Annotated in this window: 22 protein-coding genes; 12 read left to right on the forward strand and 10 right to left on the reverse strand. The window is 67.1% G+C overall.

Annotated elements, in window-relative coordinates; all coding sequences use genetic code 11:
* The first annotated feature begins 33 nt into the window (after positions 1–33).
* Both VPH47_RS07485 and VPH47_RS07490 read left to right on the forward strand, forming a co-directional pair.
* Positions 34–999, forward strand: a complete 966-nt coding sequence (locus VPH47_RS07485) for a DUF2268 domain-containing putative Zn-dependent protease (RefSeq protein WP_368850419.1) — start codon at positions 34–36, stop codon at positions 997–999.
* A gap of 49 nt (positions 1,000–1,048) precedes the next feature.
* Positions 1,049–1,831: an SGNH/GDSL hydrolase family protein gene (locus tag VPH47_RS07490; protein ID WP_368850420.1), complete on the forward strand. Its 783-nt coding sequence runs from the start codon at positions 1,049–1,051 to the stop codon at positions 1,829–1,831.
* On the opposite strand, the gene VPH47_RS07495 is transcribed toward VPH47_RS07490, so the two are convergent.
* Entirely contained in the window at positions 1,806–2,690 is an 885-nt protein-coding gene (locus tag VPH47_RS07495; RefSeq protein ID WP_368850421.1) for a LysR family transcriptional regulator, read from the reverse strand. The genes VPH47_RS07490 and VPH47_RS07495 overlap by 26 nt on opposite strands.
* A gap of 104 nt (positions 2,691–2,794) precedes the next feature.
* Here VPH47_RS07495 and VPH47_RS07500 point away from each other — a divergent pair, with 104 nt between their 5' ends.
* The gene (locus VPH47_RS07500) at positions 2,795–3,928 is read left to right on the forward strand and encodes an agmatine/peptidylarginine deiminase (RefSeq protein WP_368850422.1); all 1,134 of its coding nucleotides are present in this window, start codon (positions 2,795–2,797) and stop codon (positions 3,926–3,928) included.
* Positions 3,929–3,934: 6 nt separating this feature from the next.
* Here VPH47_RS07500 and VPH47_RS07505 read toward each other — a convergent pair whose 3' ends face one another.
* Positions 3,935–4,480, reverse strand: coding sequence for a thioesterase family protein (locus tag VPH47_RS07505; protein WP_012511531.1), 546 nt, complete (start codon positions 4,478–4,480; stop codon positions 3,935–3,937).
* Positions 4,481–4,549: 69 nt separating this feature from the next.
* Here VPH47_RS07505 and VPH47_RS07510 point away from each other — a divergent pair, with 69 nt between their 5' ends.
* The 5 genes from VPH47_RS07510 (at position 4,550) to VPH47_RS07530 (ending at position 8,264) form a co-directional block, all read left to right on the forward strand.
* Positions 4,550–5,125 (forward strand): TetR/AcrR family transcriptional regulator, encoded by a 576-nt coding sequence (locus VPH47_RS07510; RefSeq protein ID WP_368850423.1) that lies wholly within the window; start codon positions 4,550–4,552, stop codon positions 5,123–5,125.
* A gap of 52 nt (positions 5,126–5,177) precedes the next feature.
* Positions 5,178–5,561, forward strand: a complete 384-nt coding sequence (locus VPH47_RS07515) for a nuclear transport factor 2 family protein (protein ID WP_368850424.1) — start codon at positions 5,178–5,180, stop codon at positions 5,559–5,561.
* A 153-nt stretch (positions 5,562–5,714) separates the two neighbouring features.
* Positions 5,715–6,494 (forward strand): hypothetical protein, encoded by a 780-nt coding sequence (locus VPH47_RS07520; protein WP_368850425.1) that lies wholly within the window; start codon positions 5,715–5,717, stop codon positions 6,492–6,494.
* A gap of 52 nt (positions 6,495–6,546) precedes the next feature.
* Positions 6,547–7,392: an energy transducer TonB gene (locus VPH47_RS07525; protein WP_368850426.1), complete on the forward strand. Its 846-nt coding sequence runs from the start codon at positions 6,547–6,549 to the stop codon at positions 7,390–7,392.
* A complete protein-coding gene (locus VPH47_RS07530; protein ID WP_368850427.1) occupies positions 7,392–8,264 on the forward strand; it encodes a hypothetical protein in 873 nt (290 codons plus the stop codon). The genes VPH47_RS07525 and VPH47_RS07530 overlap by 1 nt, the downstream gene beginning before the upstream one ends.
* Positions 8,265–8,312: 48 nt before the next feature.
* Here the strand turns inward: VPH47_RS07530 and VPH47_RS07535 are convergent, their stop codons facing one another.
* The 6 genes from VPH47_RS07535 to hutI all read right to left on the reverse strand — a co-directional run bounded on the left by VPH47_RS07535 (position 8,313) and on the right by hutI (position 17,434).
* On the reverse strand, positions 8,313–10,421 hold the full coding sequence (locus tag VPH47_RS07535; RefSeq protein ID WP_368850428.1) for a TonB-dependent receptor family protein: 2,109 nt from the start codon (positions 10,419–10,421) through the stop codon (positions 8,313–8,315).
* A gap of 150 nt (positions 10,422–10,571) precedes the next feature.
* The gene (locus VPH47_RS07540) at positions 10,572–12,008 is read right to left on the reverse strand and encodes a serine hydrolase domain-containing protein (protein WP_368851572.1); all 1,437 of its coding nucleotides are present in this window, start codon (positions 12,006–12,008) and stop codon (positions 10,572–10,574) included.
* Positions 12,009–12,157: 149 nt separating this feature from the next.
* On the reverse strand, positions 12,158–13,825 hold the full coding sequence (gene hutU, locus VPH47_RS07545) for a urocanate hydratase (RefSeq protein WP_049399643.1): 1,668 nt from the start codon (positions 13,823–13,825) through the stop codon (positions 12,158–12,160).
* On the reverse strand, positions 13,822–14,676 hold the full coding sequence (hutG, locus tag VPH47_RS07550; RefSeq protein WP_180847857.1) for an N-formylglutamate deformylase: 855 nt from the start codon (positions 14,674–14,676) through the stop codon (positions 13,822–13,824). The genes hutU and hutG overlap by 4 nt, the downstream gene beginning before the upstream one ends.
* Entirely contained in the window at positions 14,673–16,214 is a 1,542-nt protein-coding gene (gene hutH, locus VPH47_RS07555) for a histidine ammonia-lyase (protein WP_368850429.1), read from the reverse strand. The genes hutG and hutH overlap by 4 nt, the downstream gene beginning before the upstream one ends.
* The gene (hutI, locus tag VPH47_RS07560; RefSeq protein WP_368850430.1) at positions 16,211–17,434 is read right to left on the reverse strand and encodes an imidazolonepropionase; all 1,224 of its coding nucleotides are present in this window, start codon (positions 17,432–17,434) and stop codon (positions 16,211–16,213) included. Before hutI ends, hutH begins: the two co-directional genes overlap by 4 nt.
* Before the next feature lie 67 nt (positions 17,435–17,501).
* Here hutI and VPH47_RS07565 point away from each other — a divergent pair, with 67 nt between their 5' ends.
* The 4 genes from VPH47_RS07565 (at position 17,502) to VPH47_RS07580 (ending at position 20,286) form a co-directional block, all read left to right on the forward strand.
* Positions 17,502–18,872 (forward strand): formimidoylglutamate deiminase, encoded by a 1,371-nt coding sequence (locus VPH47_RS07565; RefSeq protein ID WP_368850431.1) that lies wholly within the window; start codon positions 17,502–17,504, stop codon positions 18,870–18,872.
* Positions 18,873–18,900: 28 nt separating this feature from the next.
* Complete coding sequence (hutC, locus tag VPH47_RS07570; protein ID WP_071227499.1) at positions 18,901–19,629, forward strand: histidine utilization repressor; 729 nt, start codon at positions 18,901–18,903, stop codon at positions 19,627–19,629.
* A 73-nt stretch (positions 19,630–19,702) separates the two neighbouring features.
* On the forward strand, positions 19,703–19,885 hold the full coding sequence (locus VPH47_RS07575; RefSeq protein ID WP_107433137.1) for a type II toxin-antitoxin system HicA family toxin: 183 nt from the start codon (positions 19,703–19,705) through the stop codon (positions 19,883–19,885).
* 8 nt (positions 19,886–19,893) lie between these two features.
* A complete protein-coding gene (locus VPH47_RS07580) occupies positions 19,894–20,286 on the forward strand; it encodes a type II toxin-antitoxin system HicB family antitoxin (protein ID WP_134951390.1) in 393 nt (130 codons plus the stop codon).
* Between the two features lie 119 nt (positions 20,287–20,405).
* Here the strand turns inward: VPH47_RS07580 and VPH47_RS07585 are convergent, their stop codons facing one another.
* Both VPH47_RS07585 and VPH47_RS07590 read right to left on the reverse strand, forming a co-directional pair.
* Positions 20,406–21,413, reverse strand: coding sequence for a restriction endonuclease (locus VPH47_RS07585; protein WP_164161289.1), 1,008 nt, complete (start codon positions 21,411–21,413; stop codon positions 20,406–20,408).
* A 236-nt stretch (positions 21,414–21,649) separates the two neighbouring features.
* A complete protein-coding gene (locus VPH47_RS07590) occupies positions 21,650–22,141 on the reverse strand; it encodes a phasin family protein (protein WP_110712770.1) in 492 nt (163 codons plus the stop codon).
* Between the last annotated feature and the right edge of the window lie 66 nt (positions 22,142–22,207).

Raw genomic sequence — 22,207 nt, forward strand, 5'->3', positions numbered from 1 at the left:
GCGCTTCGCATGCACTCCACCAAGGACGGAGCGATGTCCACGATCCTGCGCGGCCTGTTGGCCCTGGCCTGTGCCGGGGCGGTGGGTGTGGCCACGGCGGCGGTACCGGCAGGGCCGCAGATCCTCACCGAGGATGTCAGTCGTTTCTATGCACTTTATGACAGCGCCGGCGGCAAGCCCAATGTTGCGCAGCTGCGTGGATACCTGGCCGAAGGGTCGGCTGGCCTGGCGGAGTTGGCCAAGGCGCGCCGGGTCACGCCCGAACGCATTGCCGAGTCCATCGCCAGCCAGCCCGAGCTGTATGCTCAGGGACGAAACTGCCTGGCCGAACTGCCCGCGGTGAAACAACGCCTGACGCAGGTGTTTTCCAACCTGCAGGCGATCTACCCGCAGACCCGGTTCCCGCCGGTGACCATCGCGGTGGGCCGCGGCCGGCCGGTCGGGCTGACCTCGAAAAGCGGCGTGATCATCGGCCTGGAAGCGCTGTGCGCGGCCGACTTCATGAATCCCAATGTGCAGGACCGCTTCGTGCACGTGATCGCACACGAGTACGTGCACATCCAGCAGACCGGCCTGATCGACTTCGAGCCGGGAGATCCGCGGGCAACAGTGCTGCGCGTGTCGCTGGGCGAAGGCATCGCCGAGTTCATCACCGAACTGATTTCCGGCAACGTCGGCAATGGGCGACATGCGGCGTGGACGCGCGGCCGGGAAGTGCATATCGAAAGCGCCTTCGCGTTGGATGTGGACAGCACCGATCTGTCGCCGTGGCTGTACAACTACAAGCCCGGTTCGCAGGAGCCCTATGACCTGGGGTACTGGGTGGGTTACCGCATCGCCAAGGCCTATTACCTGCAGGCCAAGGACAAGCGCGATGCGGTACGTGCGCTGATCCAGCAGGACAACCCGAAGACGATCCTGGCTGCCAGCGGATGGACGCCGGGCATGTGGATGCCGGCCAAGGTGACCGGTGTGGCGGCGCGGTCGGCGGCACGCTGAGCGCGGGGCCGCGCGCTAGACTGGCCCGGACATTCAAGGGAGAGACCCGATGCGTTCCTTGTCCGGCGGCCTGGCCGCGGTTGCCCTCGGTATCGCGCTGAGCGCCCATGGGGTGGCGGCCGATGCGCCCGCCATCAATCCGTTGTTGGTGGAGCCTGTCGATCGCCTGCGCCCGGATGAGGTGCGCTTCATGCAGCAGCGCCTGGCCGATTGGCCGGAACTGCAGCGTTACCGCGACGCCAACGCACGATTGCGTGCCGCTGTGCCAGGGCAACCACGCGTGGTGCTTTTCGGTGACTCGATCACCGAAGGCTGGGGCAGGGAAGGCAGCGAAGCGTTTTTCCCCGGCAAGGGCTGGCTCAACCGCGGCATCAGCGGCCAGACCACGGCGCAGATGCTGGTGCGTTTCCCGCAGGACGTGCTGGCACTGAAGCCACAGGTGGTGGTGATCCTGGCCGGCACCAACGACATTGCCGGCAACACTGGCCCCTCCACGCAGTCGATGATCGAAGACAACCTGCACGCGATGGTGGACCTGGCCCGCGCACATGGCATTCGTGTGGTGCTGGCATCGGTGCTGCCGGTCAGCGATTACCCGTGGCTGACGGGCACAATGCCTGCGCCCAAGGTGCGTGCATTGAACACGGCATTGAAGCGCTATGCCGATGCGAAGCAGCTGGTCTATCTGGACTACTACACGCCGATGGCCAATGCGGCTGGCGGGCTCGACCCGCAACTGGCCGACGACGGCGTGCATCCCACGGCGAAGGGCTATGCGGTGATGGCGCCGCTGGCCGAGGCGGCGGTCAAGCGCGCGCTGCAGCAGAAGTAGCGTCAGCGGGCAGGCTCGCCAGCAGCCAGTCACAGAAGCTGATCACCAGCGGATCGGCTGTGCTGTCCTCGTGTATCAGCCAGCTCCAGCGCGGACCGCGCACGCGTGCCTCATCCAGGGCTTGCAGCAGGCCTTGTTCGCAGGCGCGTGCGGCCAGCAGCTCGCTGACCAGCGCGATACCGAGCCCTTCGCACGCGGCATCCAGCAGTTGGCCAGGCTCGGAGAAGTTCATGCCCTCGCGGCGCTGGCCGACATCGGCGCCCCCCTGTACCTGCCACTGGCTCCAGTCCATTTCGCGCTCGCCATGCAGGGTCAGGCGTTCTTGTACCGGTGTGGCGAGCAGCGCCGGATGGCAGGCTGGATAGAGACGGTCCTGCAGCAGCACGCGATGCTGGCACTGCGCCTGTGAGTCGAGGTCGTCACGCACCGCCACGTCCAGCGTCTGCGTGGTCATGTCCGGTGCATCCTCGCTGGTCAGCAGCCACAGGTCGGCGCCGGGGTGCAGGCGATGGAAGCTGGCCAGGCGCGGCACCAGCCAATGGCGAGCAAAGGCCGGGCTGGTGTTGACGATCAGTTGATTCGGCTTGCGGTACTGATCGAGCCGGCGGATGCCGCTGGCCAGCTGCCGCAGCAGGGACTGGGTGGTTTCCAGCAGGTCGATGCCGGCGTCGGTGAGGGTGACGCTGCGGCCTTGCCGGAAGAACAGTGGTTGTTGCAGCGATGCCTCCAGGCCCCGGATCTGCTGGCTGATGGCCGACTGGGTCAGGTGCAGTTCCTCAGCCGCACGGTGGAAGCTGCCGAGCCGGGCGGCAGCCTCGAAACCCCGCAGGGCGTTCAGCGGTGGCCAGTGCTTGAGCATTCTGATAAGTAAAACTGTTCAATTGTTGGCTGAATCTATCGTTTGTTCTTATGTGTCGGCAAGGGCAGCATAGCGCCCATCCCGCACCGGCCCTGGAGCCCGTCATGAGCAACCGTCGTCACTTCCTCACCCAACTGGCGGGCGCCGCCGGCCTTGGCGGCTTGGCCGCTCTGGGCCTGGCCGGGCTGCCGGGTCGCGTATCCGCAGCAGGGCCAGGTGCGGGGACTTGGCGCATGCCGGACGAGCACGGGCCGCAGGAACGCGTGTTCCTGGCCTTCGCCGCGCAACCGAGGGTGTGGGGCGCGCAGGCCGATGCGGTGAACACCGCCGTGGCGCGGCTGGCCCGCACCATCGCACGCCACCAGCCGGTCAGCGTGCTGTGCCGCCCTGCACAGCTCAAGCAGGCGCAGGACCGCTGCGGCCGCGACAACATCGAGTTCCTGGACGTGCCCTTGGATGACATCTGGGTGCGCGATTACGGTGGTTGCTTCGTCACCAATGACCGGGGCGGGCTGGGCCTGGTCGACTTCAACTTCAACGGCTGGGGCGGCAAGCAGAGCGCGCGCAACGATGGCGCGGTGGCGCCGTGGCTGGCACAGGTGACCGGTGCGACGCTGCTGGAAAGCGATCTGGTGGGCGAGGGCGGTGGCATCGAAGTCGACGGCCAGGGCACGGCCATCCTCACCGAAAGCTGCTGGGTCAACCGCAACCGCAATCCGGACTGGTCGCGCGCGGATATCGAGGCCGAGCTGAAGCACCACCTCGGCCTGCGCAAGGTGATCTGGCTGCCCGGTATCGCCGGCAAGGACATCACCGATGCGCACGTGGATTTCTATGCGCGCTTCGTACGCCCGGGCGTGGTGATCGCCAATCTGGACAACGATCCGGAGTCCTACGATTACGACCTGACCCGCGAGCACCTGCAGATCCTGCGCGGGGCCACCGATGCCGACGGCCGTCGCCTGCAGGTGCATACGCTGCCGCCGCCGCTGGACGGACGCGACAACGTGCATACCCGCGACAACGACGATCTGGCGATGGGCTACATCAACTACCTGCCGATCAACGGCGCCGTGGTCGCACCGCAGTTCGGAGACGACGAAGCCGATGGATTCTGCCGTGAACTACTGGAAGACATGTATCCCGGCCGCGTGATCGAACAGGTGGATATCGATGCCATCGCCGGTGGCGGTGGTGGCATCCATTGCGTGACGAAGAACATGCCGAAGGTGGGCTGACGCGCCTCAGGCATCGTCCTGCTTCAATGCGGCATCGGCCGCCAGCAGCGCCTCGGCGGCCGCACTGAGCGGCGGCGACGGCGGGGCGACCACGCCGATCGCTTCCATCATCTTCGGCATACCCAGGAACTGCCGCGCACGGCGGTCGTAGATGCCGGTGACCAGCAGCGCGCGCGTGGCGATCTTCTGTTCGGCGCCGATCAGCACGCGCTGCTCCATGATGCCGCGCGAACCGACCCAGCCGACCAGCCGCGTTTCCAGGGTGAAGCGCTGGAATGGCTTGAGTTCGCGGCGGAACTGGATGGTGCCGGCACCGACGATCGGTGCCCACTTCTCGCGCAGCGCCACCCGGCCCAGGCCCATGCGCAGGATCAGGTCCAGCCGGCCCAGGTCGAAGATATTCCAGTAGCGGCCGTTGGTCATGTGCAGGTTGCTGTCCAGGTCATTGGGCAGTACCCGGAACTGCAGCCGCGAAACCCCGAACGGCGCCTCCAGCTTGGGCCGGAACAGGCTGCACAGCAGCAGATGGAGCAGGCGGAACCAGAGATTCATGGTTATGACGACTGTTATAGAATCGCCGGTACGCTAATCTATGACGACTGTCCTGGCAAGGAGCCTGCCGTGAGCCCGCGTCCCTCTGATGCGCCACAACGCGTGATTGATGCTGCGGCACAGATGCTGGCGCGCGTGGGTCTCAATGCCACCAGCATCCGTGAGGTCACCAAGCTGGCCGAGGCACCGCTGGGCTCCACCTACCACCACTTTCCCGGCGGCAAGCAGGAGCTGTTGGCGCGTGCCACCCATATGGCCGGCGACAAGGTCGAAGCGTTGCTGGTGGAGCTGCTGACGGGCGGGGCGGTGCAGGGCCTGCAGCAGTTCCTGGCAATGTGGCGCGAGCGCCTGCTGCGCACCGATTTCCGCGCTGGCTGCCCGGTGCTGGCCGCTGCGGTGGAGGAGCCGGTGGAGGCCATGCCCAGCCAGCCGCGTGCCGCTGCGGCCGAAGTGTTCGCGCGCTGGCAGGGCCACCTGGCGGCGGCGTTCGTCGCCGAAGGTCACAACCCGGCAGCGGCGGCGGGCCTGGCCAGCCTGGTGATTGCCAGCGTGGAAGGTGCGGTGGCGATGTGCCGCGCACTGCAGGACATCGCCCCGTTCGACCAGGTGGCCGCGCAGTTGCTGAAAGCCGCTGCGCCGCCTTGATCCGGCTGCACGGTCGCGGGAGACTCGGCGCAGGCCCTGACTGGACGCCGCCATGGACGAATCGCACTGCCGCTACCTGATCGAGCGCTACCTGCTGGCCTACAACCGCTTCGACATCGATGCCATGCTGGCGGTGCTGGCGCACAACGTTCGCTTCGAAAACCATAGCGGTGGCCAGCTGACGATGGTCACCGAAGGCATCGATGCCTTCGGCGAACTGGCGCGGCAATCGGCCCAGATGTTCCACGAGCGCGAGCAGCGGTTGCTTGAGCTGACGTTCGAGGATGATGTGGCGCTGGCCAGCATCGGCTGGCGTGGCGTGTTCGCGCAGGACATTCCAGATGGTCCCGGCGCGGGCACGGAACTGGCCCTGCAGGGACGCAGCGAGTTTGCTTTTGAGGACGGTCACATCGTGCGGATCATCGACCGCAGCTGAGGAACGGCCGCACAGGTCCGCCGTCTGGACAGCGGACCTGCCCGCGGTAGAATCCGCCCACCACCGCTTACGCGTGCCCGGCAAGGATGTCCGCATGCAGTATCAGGTTTTCGAGCTTCCACGCTGCACGATCCGCGGCATCCGTTGGCGCCGATGAAACGCACCCGTTTCTTTTCACGCAGCCCGTTGAAGTTGCCGATGAACCGCGGCAGTGAAGTCGTGCGCGCGCGGCAGCATCTGCAGCAACGCGGCTGGCCGCGCCTGCAGATGGCATTGATCGTGGCCTTGACCGGTGCGGCCGGTTTCCTTGCCTCGCATCTGCTGCGTCTGGCCGGTATCGACGCAATGCTGCTTCGCTATCCGATGGCCGTGCTGTTGGCCTATGGCGTGTTCCTGCTGCTGATGTGGATCTGGATCCGTTGGCGCTGGGACAACGTGCTGGATGGCCTGTCGCCGGATGTGGGCAGTGGCAGCCCATCGCCTCGCGGAAGTGCCGTGGAATCACCGTGGAGCGGCGTCGGCGGCCGTTCCGGAGGTGGCGGTGCGTCAGCTTCGTGGAATGAGTCAGCGCCGGCCAGTGGCGGCGATGCCGGAGAGCTGCCGTTGGCCGGGTTGGTCGAAGACGAAGCGGGCCTGCCGTTGCTGGCAATCCTCGGCATCGTCGCGCTGGTGACGACCGTCCTGCTGGCCAGCGTGTGGGTGGTGTGGTCGGCGCCGGTGCTGATGGCCGAGCTGCTGGTGGACGCCGCCATCGCCGGTGGCCTGTACCGGCGCATGCAGGGCATGCAGGAGCAGGGATGGTGGCGGGTATGCGTGACGCACACGATCTGGCCGCTGCTCGGCCTGCTGCTGTTCTTTGCTGTGCTGGGTTGGCTTGCGCAGGCGCTGGCGCCAGGAGCGACCCACCTGCTGCAGGTCATTCAAGCGCTGTAGCGCCACGTTCCCGGCCGATATCCCAACCTGCTTCATTTCTTCGAGGAGCTTCATGCGACAGCGCATTGCACGGAAGCGCATCCTGACGACAGCGGTCGTCCTGTTCGTGGCTGCTGGCGCAGCGCTGCTGGCCAGCGTGCGCCCACAGTGGCGGCAGGATGTCAGCCCGCCTCCGATCAACCTGGGAACGGCACGGATGCAGGCCGAGGTGATGGCAGAGCTCATCGACCTGCGACCGACACCGCCAGGAAAGCCGCCGGTACCGCCGATTCCAATGAAGGCAGTCTCCTCCGCGATGCTGACCGGCAACAGTGGGTTCGCGATCGCGGAGGTGCCACTGGCAGATGTCGCGCCAGCACACTTCGAGCCGCGCGACCGGGAACCCGACATGCCATTTGCAGTGATGGAATGGACTGCGCCTTCCTGCGGTGAAGGAGACCCCGTCCCGGTCTGCCAGGTTCGTCACAGCGTCGTCGAGTGGCGCGATGATGACAGTGCGGCGTCCTTTCAACTTCAGCAGCATCTGGAGGCGATGCTGCAGGTTGCGAACCGCCGGGCTGTACGCGTACCTGACCTCGCGTTTGAGCTTGCGCATGTGCGAGCGCAACGGATGACGTGGGACGAGCTTCAGCAACGGCGCGCACGCGGCGTCGAGGGATGCACGGGTGGCCCGGGCAAGCCGGATCTGGGCGTTGTCTATCTGCAGCGTCCTGTGTTCAGCCTGGATGGGAACTGGGCAATGGCATCGATCGCCTCGGATCTGTGCAGTGGAGGAACGGCGATGCGCGTCCTCTACCTTCTGCACCGCAGAAAGGGCGGATGGGAGCGTGTTCGAGTGGAGCCTGTCCGCTATATGAGCTTTGGCCACGGCCTGTGGCCCGCGTTACCGGAGTCGTGATGACAGATACCTCGTTCAAGCCGGACCGTGACTGCCAACAACGGATCGTCTGGCGACGCATTGCGTCGTTGGCGGCGGCGCTGTCGGCTTTGGCTCTCATGGCCGGAATCTGCAGCCTGCGCCCGAGGTGGCAGCAGGAAATCGGTCCGCCGCCGGTCAACCTGGGAACCGCGCAGATGCAGGCTGAGGCGATGGCGCTGGTGATTCGGCAGGGTCCTCCATTCCGTCTTCCAGCCCCGCCAGTGCCGCAGCCGACGCCGGCTCTGCCATTGCCGTCGAGCGGCGTGCCCACCGCACCGCAGACGCCGTCCGCCCCCGCCGATCGATGGCGCCCGCAGGAGCAGCCGCAGTTGACCGACCCGGTGGGGCAGGACATCTACGTGATGGAGCAGACGTTGCCCTATTGCTGGCCGGGCAGCAGTGCCTCCACCTGCCAGGAGGTGGATGATCTGGTCCTGCCGCTGGACGACCGGTGGCCGCCGCAGATCCACGCGCTGCGGTTGCAGCTGCAGGCGGATCTGGTTCCTGCCAATCGCCGTCCCGCGCCAGTACCCGCAGCCGCATTGGCCGGTGCGCAGCGGATGGATGCCGAAGGTCTTCGAGCGCTGCGGGAGCGCGGGTGCGCATCAACGGCGCAGCAGCCGTCCCATCCGTATGATCAGTTCGTCCATCTGACCCGGCCCGTTTTCAGCGGCGATGGGCGGTGGGCCATGATCGCCGTCGCCTGGGATTCGTGCTCCGTCGATTTCGTCTACCGGGAGCTGGTCGTACTGCATCGGGAACAGGGACGCTGGATGAGCGAACCCCCGGAACGAGGTCTGGGCGGCGTATGGGATGGCCGCGTACTGCGGCCCTGGAAGTACGCCCATTGACGAGAGGGGCAGAGGGCGCCGGATCACACCCGGCGCCGCCTGCGGTCATCAGTCAAAGCGCAAGCGCACGCCTGCATAGACGCCACGACCTTCGCCCGGCGTCGAGCGGGCGACATCCTTGCCGGCATCGTCGTAGCCCGGTGTGACCGTGGCGGCGTAGCGGCGGTTGCCGATGTTGCGCATCTCCGCCCAGGCCTGCCAGCGGCCACCGGGTGCGTCGTAGCCGATGCGGCTGCCGAAGATCACACGGCTGTCGGCCCAGTAGCTGTTGGCGTAGTCGACGGCGATGCGCGAGGCGTATTCGGTATTGAGCGCAGCGTACAGGCCGGAGGCGTGATCGAAGCGCAGCTCGGCCTGGTAGGCGTGGCGCGGCAGGCCGGGCAGGCGGTTGCTGCCGAAACGCGCATCGTGGCGATAGCGGAAGTCGCTGAAGGTGTACGCCTGGCGCAAGGACAGGCGGCCCGGTGCTGCCTGCCACAGCGTGCTGTCCAATCCGGCTTCGATGCCGCGGTGCACGGTGGGGCTGGCGTTGTTCTCGGCGATGAACAGGTTCGGCACCGGCTGCAGCTCGACGCTCAGCAGTTCGTGGTTCACGTGTGCGTAGTAACCGGTCAGTTCCCAGCGGCCCAGCGCCGCGTCACCGCGCGCGCCCAGTTCCAGCGTGGTGGCGGTCTGGTTCTGCATCGGTACCGGCGCGCGCTGGCGGCCGGTGGACGGGCCATTGCCCGGCCCGAAGTACTGGTTGGAACCCCAGATCATCGACCACGGATGCGGTGCTTCCACTGAGCGGCTGAGGTTGCCGAACCACTGGGTCTGCGCGCTGTGCTGCCAGGTGAAGCCCAGTCGGGGCGCGTAGTCCCAGTCGCGGTCGCGCAGGCGGCCGCCGCTGCTCGGCCAGGTCACCTGCACATCGCGGCGGGTGTTGATCAGTGCCAGCCCGGTCTGCATGCGCAGGCGATCGTTCAAGGTGAGGGTATTGCCGACGTGCAGCGTGCTGTCGGTGCCGTGGTGGCGGAAGTCACGCGTGCGCGTACCGGCGGCGTAGCCGTTGCTGGCAAAGCGCAGCGACTCGCGCACATCGGCGTCCAGATCGTGGGTGACGCGAAGGCCGACCGTGGTTTCGCTGTCCAGGCCGAACAGCCGGTGGCGATGGCGGTAGTCCAGCGTGGCGTTGAGGTTGGCGTAGTCCAACTGCTGGCGGTACAGGCTCTCGTTCAAGTCCATCGGGTACGTGTGGTAGACCAGCCCGGCCTGCAGCGAGGAATCCTCATCGATCTGCAGCGTGGTGACGTTGCCCAGCCACGTGCTGCCCGGCTGCGGGCGACGCGCATCGATGGCCAGATTGGCCGGGTTGACCGCATGCGGGTCGTTGCGGATCTGGTCGCGGGTCAGGCGACCGGGTGTTTCGTGATTGGTTTCGCGGTAGCGCACGAAGAAGCGCGTCTGCAGGTCGGGGGTGATCTGCCAGCCGATGTTGGCCATCGCGCCCTTGCCATCGCCGCGCGCATGGCGCTGGTAACCGTCGAACTCGGTATCGGTGTAGGCCAGGAAGTAATCGACATCGCCACTGACGCCGCCCCAGCTGATGCCGCGCTTCTGGTAGCCACGGCTGCCGGCTTCGTAGTGCAGTTGCACGCCCGCCGAATCACGCCCGCTGCGGCTGACGTAATCGATGGCACCGCCCAGCGCCAACGCGCCGCGTTCGAAGCCGTTGGCGCCGCGCAGTACTTCCACGCGGGACAGCCACAGCGGTTCCAGCAGCTCGTAGGGCGTGCCGCCCGGGCCGGTCAGTGGCAGGCCGTCGATCGACACCGCAATACCCGAGGCATGCGCGCCCGGGCCCCGGTTGATGCCTGAGCCACGGATCGAAATCTTGGTGCCTTCGTTGCCCGGCGACTGCGCGCTGATGCCCGGCTGGTAGGCCAGCACATCGGCACTGCTGGACAGCCGGCTGTCCGCCTTGGCCACGTCGATGACGTTGCTGGCGCCGGGTACGCGCTTCAGCGCCTCGCGCGCCTGGGCGCTGGCATCGGCGGCGGTGACCTGCACCGCATCCAGCGTGGTGGCCTGCGGGGCGGCTGCGGCGGTGGAGGCGAGGCCGAGGGAAACGGCCAGGGACAGCAGTGATCGGGTGGGGCGGTACGACGAGAGCGACATACGGGAATGCTGTAAACCACGAAAGTGGCGCGCAAGTTAACAGGTCGCGGGCGGTACGTCACCCATCGGCGGCGTATGGCCGCCCGCGCTCCTTGTAGAGTCGAGCTTGCTCGACTGCCTCTGTGTCCCGGAGTCGAGCACGGCTCGACTCTACAGAGCCGGCTTCGCCAGCGCCTTGGCCTTTGCATACAGCCGATCGGCCGCTTCCTTCTCACCCAGCGCCGCATGGCATTCCGCCAGGCTGTCCCACGCATTTGCCGAATCCGGATACAGCTCGGTGTTGAGAGCAAATACCTTTACTGCCTTGCGTGCCCCGAGGCTCTCGCGGATCGCGTAACCATCGGCATTGATCGCGCGTTCCAGTTCACTGGCAGCAACCTTGTTGCTGTCGCGCAGCCAGCGATGCACAGCTTCGGCCGCGCCAGCGCTGTCATCCAGCGCATACGCGATCAGTCGCTCGGACAACGCCGCATGCGGAAACTCCTCGGGTGCGGCCACCGCCATCGTGCTCTCGACCAGCGTGCTCGACCAGACATTGCGGGCGCTGCCGTTGGTCAGGTACACGAACACCCAGTAGCCGTTGGCCAGCGTGCCCTTGTAGGCCAGCCGTGCCCGCACGCGGGTGCCACCATCGTGGCCGACCTGGGTGTAGCCGTCGCTGCGGGTGGTGTCCCAACCGGTGGAGAAGAAATTGCTGCCGCCGCCGCTCAGCTTCTGCGGCTGCCAGAGCGTTTCCAGCGTGGACGTGCGCAGCAGCTTGCCGGTCGCCAGCGCCTGCAGGAATCGGTTCATGTCGCCCACGGTGGTCTGCAGGTCGGCGTGGCCCCAACCGTAGTTCGGCCAGGGGTCTTCATTGGCCGGCTGCAGTTGGCCGTCCTTGCCGATGTAAGGCACTGCCGCGCGCGTGGCTGGGACGCTGGTGACGCCCCATGAGGTGCTGGTCATCTTCAGCGGTTGCAGGATGCGTTCGCGCGCGATGGCCGGGTAGGGCTTGCCGTAATGCGCTTCCAGCAAGGCGGTCAGCACCAGGTAGTTGGCCTGCGTGTACTGCACTCGGCTGCCGGTGACGAACTGCATCGGTGTCGCGCCGGCCACCTTCAGTGCAGCGCCAAGGTTAGGCGCCACTCCGGTGTAGCCCTTGCTCACCCAGCGGTTGTCCACCCGGTCGTAATACTCGCCGATACCCGAGCTGTGGTTGAGGAAATCGCGTACGTGAATCGCCTGCCATGCCGTCGGTAGGTCCGGAACATAACGGCTGGCCGGTGCGTCCAGATCCACCTTGCCCTGGTCGACCAGCTGCATCACCAGTGTGCTGGTCAGCAGCTTGGCCATGGATTGCGCGGCGAAGATGGTGTCGACAGTGGCAGGCACATGGGCAGCGGGATCGCGTTCGCCGCTGGCGCCCTGGTAGAGCACCTGGCCATTGTGCGCGACCAGTACCGCCTGGCCGGCGATGCCGTAGCGCTCGCGGTTGGCCTGCAGTTGGGTGTCGAGCTGAGCAGAGAGAGTGCCGGGAGCGCCACTTGCAGAAGCGATCGGAACGGCGAAGAGGGCACAGAGCAATGCGGCAGCAAGGGTGCGGTACATCGCGGTGATCCGTCGGCGGTGATGGCGCATGTTGGTCACGGCGGGAGAGCGGGTCAAGGGCACCGATTCCCGCATCAGGGAGAGCCGGCCAGCGGCCGGCACTACCCTACGTTTCCGGTAGTGCCGGCCGCTGGCCGGCACCCCTACGATCAGCCCAGGATGCCCGGCAGATCCAGTCCCTTTTCCTTCGCGCAATCAATCGCGATCTCATAGCCTGCATCGGCATGGCGCATCACGCCTGTGGCCGGGTCGTTCCACAGCACGCGGCCAATCCGCTTGGCCGCGGCCTCGGTGCCGTCGCAGACGATCACCATGCCGGCGTGCTGCGAGAAGCCCATGCCGACGCCACCGCCGTGGTGCAGCGACACCCAGGTCGCGCCGCTGGCGGTGTTGAGCAGGGCGTTCAGCAGCGGCCAGTCGGACACCGCATCCGAACCGTCGGCCATCGCTTCGGTTTCGCGGTTTGGCGACGCCACGCTGCCGCTGTCCAGGTGGTCACGACCAATCACCACCGGTGCCTTCAGTTCACCGTTGGCGACCATTTCGTTGAAGGCCAGACCGAGGCGATCGCGGTCACCCAGGCCCACCCAGCAGATGCGTGCCGGCAGGCCCTGGAACTTGATCTTCTCGGCAGCCATGTCCAGCCAGCGGTGCAGGTGCGGGTTGTCCGGAATCAGTTCCTTCACCTTGGCATCGGTCTTGGCGATGTCTTCCGGGTCGCCGCTCAGTGCGGCCCAGCGGAACGGGCCGATGCCGCGGCAGAACAGCGGGCGGATGTAGGCCGGCACGAAACCCGGGAAGTCGAAGGCATTGGCCACACCTTCTTCCAGTGCCATCTGCCGCAGGTTGTTGCCGTAGTCCACGGTCGGCACGCCCAGCGCGTGGAAGCCGAGCATGGCGCGGATGTGGTTGGCCATCGACGCGCGCGCGGCTTTCTCCACTTCCTTGGGCGCGGAGACACGTTTCTCATCCCACTGCTCGACCGTCCAGCCTTGCGGCAGGTAGCCGTTCACCGGGTCGTGCGCGGAGGTCTGGTCGGTCAGCAGGTCCGGCTTCACGCCGCGCTTGAGCAGTTCGGCCAGCACGTCGGCCACATTGCCGAGCAGGCCCACCGACTTCGGCGTACCGGCCTTGCACGACTCGTCGATCAGGCGCAGCGCTTCGTCCAGGTTGTCGGTCCAGGTATCCAGGTAGCCGGTGCGCAGGCGCATGTCGATGCTGCTCTTGCGGCACTCGACGGCCAGGCAGGAGGCGCCGGCCATTACGGCAGCCAACGGCTGCGCGCCACCCATGCCGCCCAGGCCGCCGGTGAACAGCCACTTCCCGGTCAGGTCGCCACCGAAGTGCTGGCGTCCCATTTCCACGAAGGTCTCGTAGGTGCCCTGTACGATGCCCTGCGCGCCGATGTAGATCCAGCTGCCGGCGGTCATCTGGCCGTACATGGCCAGGCCTTTCTTATCCAGCTCGTTGAAGTGGTCCCAGTTGGCCCAGCGCGGCACCAGGTTGGAATTGGCGATCAGCACGCGCGGTGCATCGGCGTGGGTGCGGAACACGCCCACCGGCTTGCCCGACTGCACCAGCAGGGTCTGGTCATCGTCCAGACGCTTGAGCGTCTCGACGATGGCATCGAAGCTCTCCCAGTCGCGCGCGGCGCGGCCGATGCCGCCATACACCACCAGTTCCTGCGGGCGCTCGGCCACGTCCGGGTGCAGGTTGTTCATCAGCATGCGCAGCGGCGCTTCGGTCAGCCAGCTCTTGGCGTTGAGCGTGGTGCCGGTCGGCGCGGCAATGGTGCGGGTCGGGTCGTTGCGGGTCATGCGGCGCTCCGGTTCGTAGCGAATTCAAGGCAGGCGTTGAGCACCTGCGCCAAGGTGTGGCGCAGCGGTGCGGCGTGATCGGGGTCGAGCGGGGTGGGCCAGCTGTGTTCGTCCACCTGGTCCGGCAGGGGTTCGTGCATGTAGCCGCGGCAGGCCAGTTCCATCTGCAGGCTGTGCACGCCACCGGCGATGTTGCTGTAGTGGCGGGTGATCCAGCCGCCCTTGAAGCGGCCGTTGCGCACCTGGCTCATGCCACTGATCTTCAGCAGGTTCTCCACCACATCGCTCAAGGCGTTGTCGCAGGACGTGTCCGGTGCGCCGGACGGGCCGGCGGTGCCGAGGTTGAACTGCGGCAGCTCGCCTTCGAACAGGTGCGGGATATGTGAGCGGATCGAGTGTGCGTCATACACCACCACGGTGCCGTGGCGTGCACGCAGGCGCGTGATCTGCGCAGCCAATGCATCGTGGTAGGGCAGGAAATACGTGTCGCGGCGACGGGCGATTTCCGCGTCATCCGGTTCGCGCCCGGCGTGGTACAGCGGCTGGTTGTCGAAGGTGGTCAGCGGACACAGGCCGGTGGTGTTCTGACCCGGGTACAGCGACGCACCGCTGGGATCGCGGTTGAGGTCGATCACCGAGCGCGAGATCGCCGAGCGCACCGTGGTCGCGCCCATGCCGCGCACGAAGTCGTACAGTTCGTGCACCCACCAGTCGGCGTCGCGACGGGCCAGCCACGGCGAGTGGTAGTCGCCGATCAGGTCGTGCGGCAGCTCGCTGCCGGTATGCGGGAAGCTGACGATCAGCGGGGCATCGCCTTCGTGCACCGTCAGCCATTCGGGATGGACATTCATGCCTGCGGTTCCACAGTCGGCAGCAGCTCCGCCAAACCCTGTGCCAGCGCGCCGCTGCGCACCAGGTTCGTGGCGGTCACCATGTCCGGGTGGAAGTAGCGGTCTTCTTCCAGCATCGGCACTTGTGCACGCAGTGTGGCGCGCACGGATTCCAGCGCGGCACTGGAGCGCAGCGGCGCGTGGAAGTCGCAGCCCTGCGCAGCGGCCAGCAGCTCGATGCCGATCACGTTGGCGGCATTTTCGGCCATCTGCATCAGGCGGCGCGCACCGTGCGCGGCCATCGACACATGGTCTTCCTGGTTGGCCGAGGTCGGAATCGAATCGACACTGGCCGGGTAGGCGCGCTGCTTGTTTTCCGAGACCAGCGCGGCGGCGGTCACCTGCGGAATCATGAAGCCGGAATTCAGGCCCGGGCGCGGGGTCAGGAACGCCGGCAGGCCGGACAGCGCCGGGTCGACCAGCATCGCCAGGCGGCGCTCGCTGATCGAACCGATCTCGCACACCGCCATCGCCAGCATGTCGGCGGCGAAGGCGACCGGCTCGGCGTGGAAGTTGCCGCCGGACAGTGCTTCGCCGGTGTCGGTGAACACCAGCGGATTGTCGGACACGCCGTTGGCTTCGATTTCCAGCGTGGTTGCGGCCTGGCGCAGGATGTCCAGCGCTGCGCCCATCACCTGCGGCTGGCAGCGCAGGCAGTACGGGTCCTGCACGCGCACGTCGTTGTCGCGGTGCGATTCGCGGATGTCCGAGCCCTGCATCAGCGTGCGCAGCGTGGCCGCAGTGGCGATCTGTCCGCGCTGGCCGCGGATGGCATGGATGCGCGGGTCGAACGGCGTGTCGGAACCCTTGGCCGCTTCCACCGACAGCGCGCCGGTGACCAGCGCGGCCTGGAACACGGTCTCGATCTCGAACAGGCCGGCCAACGCATAGGCGGTGGAGAACTGGGTGCCGTTGAGCAGGGCCAGGCCTTCCTTCGCGCCCAGCTCGATCGGCTGCAAACCGGCGCGTGCCAGTGCATCGACCGCCGGCAGGCGTTCGTCACCGACGAAGGCTTCACCCACGCCCAGCATCACGCTGGCCAGGTGCGAGAGCGGTGCCAGGTCACCCGAGGCACCCACCGAGCCCTGTGCGGGTACCACCGGCAGCACGCCCTTGACCAGCATCGCTTCGAGCAGCAGCAGGGTTTCCTCGCGCACGCCCGAAGCGCCCTGGGCAAGACTTACCAGCTTCAGCGCCATCATCAGACGCACCACGCTGGCCGGCATCGGCTCGCCCACACCGGCCGCATGCGAAAGCACGATGTTCCGCTGCAGGGTAGCCAGGTCTTCGCGCTCGATGCGCACGCTGGCCAGCTTGCCGAAGCCGGTGTTGATGCCATACACCGGCGCGCCCTTGGCGACGATGGCGGCGACGGCCGCCGCACTGGCGCGCACCACCGGCAGCGCGGCCGGGTCCAGTGCAAGCGGCGCACCACGATAGACCTGCCGCCACTGGGCGAGAGTGACATGGCCGGGGCGAAGAACCAGGGTGTTGCTCATGTGTTGCTCCAGGAGGCAGGCAGGTCGGGCTGTCCGCGCACCACGCGCGCGTGCAGCGGGTTGAATCCAATGCGATAGACCAGGTCGGCGGGGGCGTCGATGTCCCAGATCGCCAGGTCGCAGTCCAGGCCCACGGCCAGGCGGCCGATGCGGTTGCCATGGCCCAGCGCGCGCGCCGCTTCACGGGTGAAGCCGGCGATGCATTCGTCCACGGTCAGGCGGAACAGGGTGGCGCCCATGTTCATCGCCAGCAGCGGACTGGTCAGCGGCGAGGTGCCCGGGTTGCTGTCGGTGGCCAGCGCCAGCGGCACGCCGGCCGCACGCAGCGCCGCGATCGGCGGCAGGGTGGTATCGCGGGTGAAATAGAAGGCACCGGGCAGCAGCACGGCGACAGTGCCGGCCGCCGCCATCGCGGCGATGCCGGCATCGTCCAGGTGTTCGATATGGTCGGCCGAGAGGGCACCGAAGCTGGCGGCCAGTTCGGCGCCATGCTGGTTGCTCAGCTGCTCGGCGTGGATCTTCACCGCCAGCCCGTTGGCGCGCGCTGCTTCGAAGACCTGCCGCGCCTGCGCCGGCGAGAAGGCGATGTTCTCGCAGAACACATCCACCGCTTCGGCCAGGCCTTCGGCGGCGATGGCCGGGATCATCACGTTGCACACCTCGTCGGTGTACTCCTGTGCTTCGCGGCCCGGCGGAATCGCGTGCGCGCCGAGGAAGGTGGTCACCACGTTGACCCGGCATTCCTCGCCCAGCGCGCGCGCCACCTGCAGCTGCTTGCGTTCGTCGGGCAGGGTCAGGCCGTAGCCGGACTTGATCTCGAGGGTGGTCACGCCTTCGGCGCGCATCGCCAGCAGGCGTGGCCGGCTTTCGCTGGCCAGCTGTTCCGGCGTGGCGACGCGGGTGGCGCGTACGGTGGAGACGATGCCGCCGCCGGCACGGGCGATGTCGGCATAGCTGACGCCCTGCAGGCGCTGCTCGAATTCGTTGGCGCGGTTGCCGGCGTAGACCAGATGGGTGTGGCAGTCGATCAGGCCCGGCGAGATCCAGCGGCCTTCACCGTCGATGCGGGTGGTCGGCTGCAGCTGGGCATCGCTGCCGGCGGTACCCACATGGACGATGCGACCGTCGGCGCAGGCCAGTACGCCATCGCGGATGACACCCAGCCCCTCGCCATCGAGGGTGATCAGGTGAACGTTGGACCAGAGGGTATCGACGTGCATGGCATCCACAACGCGGCTGTGCTTATATGTCTATACAATATAGGTGTCCATTTCGGGTTGTCCAGCCATGTCCGATTCGCGTTCCCCGCACAGTTTCCATGCCGCCCACGCCCTGCTGGTCGAAGGTTGGGCCCGTGATGTCCGCCTGCAGGTGCAGGACGGTCGCATCACGGCGATCCACACGGGGCAGGGCGCCCAGCACGGCGACACCCGCGTCGGCATCCTGGTGCCGGGCCTGCCCAACCTGCACAGCCACGCCTTCCAGCGCGGCATGGCTGGGCTGACCGAGATCGGCGGCGGCGACGGTGACAGCTTCTGGAGCTGGCGCGAGCTGATGTATCGCTTCCTGGCCCATCTGCGCCCGGACGCGGTGCAGGCCATCGCCGCCCAGGCCTACATGGAAATGCTGGAAAGCGGCTTCACCCGCGTCGGTGAATTCCACTACCTGCACCACGATGCTGACGGCCGGCCGTATGCCAACCGTGCCGAGATGAGCGCGCGGATTGCGGCGGCGGCCGACCAGACCGGCATCGGCCTGACCCTGCTGCCGGTGTTCTATGCGCATGCCGATTTCGGCGGGGCGGCACCGAACCCCGCGCAGCGACGCCTGATCCATGACGTAGAGGGATTTGCGCAGCTGCTGGACGCCGCCAAGCCGTCTTTGGCCGCGCTGCCCGATGCGGTGCTCGGCATTGCCCCGCACAGCCTGCGTGCGGTTACCGGCGAGGAATTGAGTGCATTGCTGCCGCTTACCGACGGCCCGGTGCACATCCACATCGCCGAACAGGTACGCGAAGTGGAGGCCAGCCTGGCCTGGAGCGGCCAGCGCCCGGTGCAGTGGCTGTACAACCATGCGCCGGTGGATGCGCGCTGGTGCCTAGTGCATGCCACCCACATCACCGACGACGAGCGTGCGTCCATTGTGGCCAGCCAGGCCGTGGCTGGCCTGTGCCCGATCACCGAGGCCAATCTGGGCGATGGCCTGTTCCCGATGCAGGCGTTCGCACGCGAGGGCGGTCGCTTCGGTGTCGGTTCCGATTCCAATGTGCTGATTGATGCGGCCGAAGAACTGCGCCTGCTTGAATACGGCCAACGCCTGACCCTGCGCGGGCGCAATGTGCTGGCACCGGATGCCACCCGCAGCACCGGCCGCTTCCTGTTCGAGGGCGCACTGCACGGCGGTGCACAGGCCCTGGGCGTGGCCGCCGGCCTGCAGGTCGGCGCCAGTGCCGACCTGGTCGAGCTGGATGCCGCACACCCCGCGCTACAGGCGCGACAGGACGACGCATGGCTTGACAGCTGGGTGTTCGCCGCACGTAATGGCGCGCTGCGATCGGTCTGGCGCCATGGCCGCCAGTGCGTGGCCGACGGCCGCCACCTGCAGCGCGAGGCGATCACCAGCGCCTTCGCTGCCGCCCTGCGCGGCGTGCTGGGCTGATCGCATCCCGCCACCGAGATCCCATCACGTGAAGGCCAGCAAGTCCGCCACGCTCAACCAGCGTATCCGCAGCGATCTGGAAAGCCGCATCCTCAGCGGAGAGTGGGCGCCGGGCTTCCGTATTCCGTACGAGCACGAGCTGATGGAGCAGTACGGCTGCTCGCGGATGACGGTGAACAAGGTGCTGACCGCGCTGGCCGAGAGCGGCATGATCGAGCGGCGCCGCCGCGCCGGTTCGTTCGTGGCGCGGCAGCCCCCGCACCTGGAGCAGGTGGCGCTGGAGATTCCCGACATCGCGATGGAGGTCGGCTCGCGTGGCCATCAGTACGCCTATCGTCTGCTGCAGCGCGAGCTGCGCCTGGCCGACGCTGGCAATGCCGGTGAAGTGGAGCTGGCGGGCCAGGAGACGCTGCTGGCGATGCGTTGCCTGCACCTGGCCGATGGCCGTCCGTTGGCGCTGGAGCACCGCCTGATCAGCCCGGTGGGCGTGCCCGAGGTGCTGGAGGTCGATTTCAGTACCACCGCGCCGGGCAGCTGGCTGCTGCAGAACGTCTCGTGGACCCGTGCCCAGCACCGCATCAGTGCCTGGGGCGCGGATACCGCCACCGCCAAGCTGCTGGAGGTGAAGCCGGGCACCGCCTGTCTGGTGATCGAGCGCCTGACCTGGCGCGGTGAGCAGCCGATCACCCGTGTGCGTCAGGTGTTCCTCGGCGACGCCTGGGACCTGGTGGCGCGCTTCGCGCCTGGGGCAAGGTAGGGTCGACCCCGCTCGGGACACGCTGTCGCCTTGAACTCTGTCGGGGCGTGTGTACGATGTGTATCGTCCCCGCATGAAGAGCAGGGATCTCATCCGGGATCTGGAGGCGGCAGGTTGGACCTGTCGCCGGATTCGCGGATCCCATCATGTATTCGTGCACCCGCAGCACCCTCACATCATCACCGTGCCTCACCCAAGGAAGGATCTGGGCAAAGGGCTGGTGCAGGCGTTGCGGAAGCTCGCAGGACTGACGTAGGAGGGCCCATGCGATATCCAGTCTTGATCGAGGCAGGTGATGAGCGCACCGCGTGGGGTGTGGTCGTTCCGGATCTGCCGGGGTGCTTCTCGGCGGCCGACACGCTTGATGATGCGCTCACTGCGGCGGAAGAGGCCGCGCTCGCCTGGATTGATGCGGCCCTGGATGAGGGACGCTCGATTCCGACACCTTCGGCACCGCAGAAAATCGCCGCCGAGGCATCCAAGGACATCCGTTGGATTCTTGCGTACATCTGCATTGATCCGGCTCTACTGGACGACACTATCGAGCGGGTCAATATCAGCCTGCCACGCCGGATCCTGGCGAGGCTGGATGCGCAGGCCAGAGCGGCGGGTGAATCGCGCTCCAGTTACATCGCCCATCTCGCGGCATTGGGCTGAGCAGGCGCCATGTAGAGCCGAGCCATGCTCGGCTGCTGTTCGCGCGATGCGCGATGAGTCGAGCGTGGCTCGACGCTACAGAGGCATCCACGCATGGCGTGGATCTACAGACACCCCAATCAATACGTAGCGCACTGCCGCCAGCGTACGGGCTCATCCACGCCAGGGCGGGCGTTGAGCTGGATGCGCACGTTACGCAGGGCGGGGTAGTGCAGCACTTCCTCGCAGACCTGCGGCCACACCGCGTCCAGCTCGCCGGTGCGGTTGATCGCCAGCGTCTGCCGGGTCAGCCAGACACCGCTGGCGATGCCGGGCTTGCCAGCCAAGGCACGGGACAGATCGGCCTGGAAGCGCTCGAGCGTGGCGGCATCCGGGTTGGGATTGCTGCGCGCATCGGTTGAGGGCGTCGGCGCAGGCGCCGTGGTCGGCGGTGTGGTGGCGGGGGCCGGCGCCAGTTCGGGCGCCGCTTCAACCGCAGGCGCAACCGGCGCGGGGGCGCCCGTCTCCTCGGCAACGGGCGGAGCGTCCTGCACATGCAGCCCTTGCAGGCTCAGTCCCACCAGCAGGCCCAGCGTCACCGCGGCGAGCGCGGCTATGGCAATGCGGCGCAGGGCTTCATGGCGGGCACTGGCGCGCACACGGGTTTCGATTTCTGCCGGCAGATAGGGCTGCAGCAACGGCCACAGGCGCGGGCCGTCCAGCACCTCGACGGCCTGCTTCTCGGCGGCGCTGCGGCCGTCGCGTTCGATCCGGCCCTCGGTCAGCAGCACGCCGCCCTTGGCGCCGGCCAGGCGCGCGGCCGCCCCCAGTTCGTTCACTGCGGCGGTACCGATGCGGTAGGCCAGGCCGTGCTTGCAGGACACCAGCCACTGGTTGGGACCATCGCTGAGCAGGAAGTCGCTGCTCGGCTCGCGGGACTCCTCGGCCGGGTCGTTCAGTTCACGCAGGCCGCGCTGTTCGCGCAGCATGCGTTTGACCAGCACGGAGAATTCGCGCCAGTGCATGCCAGCCAAGGCCTGCAGGCCGAGTTGCATCTCCTTCTGCCGCCGCTTGATCCACCACAGATAGACAACGGCCAGGGAACAGGTAAGCAGGGCCGACAGCAGGGCCAGGATCCAAGGGAGCATGCAGGAGGTGCGCGGAAGGGGCGAATGCGGAGGACGACAGTGTAAAGGTCGTGCCGCATCGCTGGGTCAGGAGGTTCCTGACAGGAAACGTGATGGCGCGCGCAGATCGGTATACGGCGGACACGAAAAACCCGCCAATCCTGAAGCCGTGAGGGGAGGGAACAAACGGCAGCCGAAGCGATTGGCGGGTTGCTCGCGATTGTCAATCAAAATTTATTGCATTGCAACAATGGCATTCAGGGCACGCTGTCGGGCGACTGATGGCTGCCCGGGGCGGGAGCATCGGCGCCCGAAGCGGCACGGTTCTCCAGCTTGGCCAGGCGCGCATGCAGGGCGTCGATGCGGGCCTCCAGCGCGGTCACCTCGTCCGCAGTGGGGACATGCAGGCGCTTGAGCACGCCCTGCACCTGGTCATCAAAGGCCTTTTCAACCTTGTTCCAGGTGCCGGAGGCCTTCTCCCGGGCCTCGTCCAGCGAGGTTTCGACGTTGTCGCGCCAACCCGGGCCCTGTTCGCCGTGGCGTTCACGGCGGCGGGCCTCCCAGGCCTCGCCTTCCTTCACCAGGCCATCGAAGAAGCGGCTGCCTTCAGCCTGTGCACGGCCCAGGGCGCCCAGGCCTGCCAGCCAGACCTGCTGGGCCGAATCGCTGAGCTTGCGCGAGAAGCGCTCGGCCTGGTCACCGAAAGAGGCGTCGTCGTTGCGGCGGTCGTCGTTTTCGTAGTGGTTCATCGCACTTCCCGTGGGAGTTGGGCCTGTCCCGAGAGTAGCGCGCGATGGCGTTGCACGGCCGTGACG

Source organism: Stenotrophomonas sp. WED208 (assembly GCF_040984485.1).
GTDB lineage: Bacteria > Pseudomonadota > Gammaproteobacteria > Xanthomonadales > Xanthomonadaceae > Stenotrophomonas > Stenotrophomonas riyadhensis.

Coding starts and splice junctions, on each gene's coding strand:
- VPH47_RS07485 (WP_368850419.1), top strand. CDS start 34: ATGTCCACGATCCTGCGCGGCCTGTTGGCCCTGGCCTGTGCCGGGGCG.
- VPH47_RS07490 (WP_368850420.1), top strand. CDS start 1,049: ATGCGTTCCTTGTCCGGCGGCCTGGCCGCGGTTGCCCTCGGTATCGCG.
- VPH47_RS07495 (WP_368850421.1), bottom strand. CDS start 2,690: ATGCTCAAGCACTGGCCACCGCTGAACGCCCTGCGGGGTTTCGAGGCT.
- VPH47_RS07500 (WP_368850422.1), top strand. CDS start 2,795: ATGAGCAACCGTCGTCACTTCCTCACCCAACTGGCGGGCGCCGCCGGC.
- VPH47_RS07505 (WP_012511531.1), bottom strand. CDS start 4,480: ATGAATCTCTGGTTCCGCCTGCTCCATCTGCTGCTGTGCAGCCTGTTC.
- VPH47_RS07515 (WP_368850424.1), top strand. CDS start 5,178: ATGGACGAATCGCACTGCCGCTACCTGATCGAGCGCTACCTGCTGGCC.
- VPH47_RS07520 (WP_368850425.1), top strand. CDS start 5,715: ATGAAACGCACCCGTTTCTTTTCACGCAGCCCGTTGAAGTTGCCGATG.
- VPH47_RS07525 (WP_368850426.1), top strand. CDS start 6,547: ATGCGACAGCGCATTGCACGGAAGCGCATCCTGACGACAGCGGTCGTC.
- VPH47_RS07530 (WP_368850427.1), top strand. CDS start 7,392: ATGACAGATACCTCGTTCAAGCCGGACCGTGACTGCCAACAACGGATC.
- VPH47_RS07535 (WP_368850428.1), bottom strand. CDS start 10,421: ATGTCGCTCTCGTCGTACCGCCCCACCCGATCACTGCTGTCCCTGGCC.
- VPH47_RS07540 (WP_368851572.1), bottom strand. CDS start 12,008: ATGTACCGCACCCTTGCTGCCGCATTGCTCTGTGCCCTCTTCGCCGTT.
- hutU (WP_049399643.1), bottom strand. CDS start 13,825: ATGACCCGCAACGACCCGACCCGCACCATTGCCGCGCCGACCGGCACC.
- hutG (WP_180847857.1), bottom strand. CDS start 14,676: ATGAATGTCCATCCCGAATGGCTGACGGTGCACGAAGGCGATGCCCCG.
- hutH (WP_368850429.1), bottom strand. CDS start 16,214: ATGAGCAACACCCTGGTTCTTCGCCCCGGCCATGTCACTCTCGCCCAG.
- hutI (WP_368850430.1), bottom strand. CDS start 17,434: ATGCACGTCGATACCCTCTGGTCCAACGTTCACCTGATCACCCTCGAT.
- VPH47_RS07565 (WP_368850431.1), top strand. CDS start 17,502: ATGTCCGATTCGCGTTCCCCGCACAGTTTCCATGCCGCCCACGCCCTG.
- VPH47_RS07575 (WP_107433137.1), top strand. CDS start 19,703: ATGAAGAGCAGGGATCTCATCCGGGATCTGGAGGCGGCAGGTTGGACC.
- VPH47_RS07580 (WP_134951390.1), top strand. CDS start 19,894: ATGCGATATCCAGTCTTGATCGAGGCAGGTGATGAGCGCACCGCGTGG.
- VPH47_RS07585 (WP_164161289.1), bottom strand. CDS start 21,413: ATGCTCCCTTGGATCCTGGCCCTGCTGTCGGCCCTGCTTACCTGTTCC.
- VPH47_RS07590 (WP_110712770.1), bottom strand. CDS start 22,141: ATGAACCACTACGAAAACGACGACCGCCGCAACGACGACGCCTCTTTC.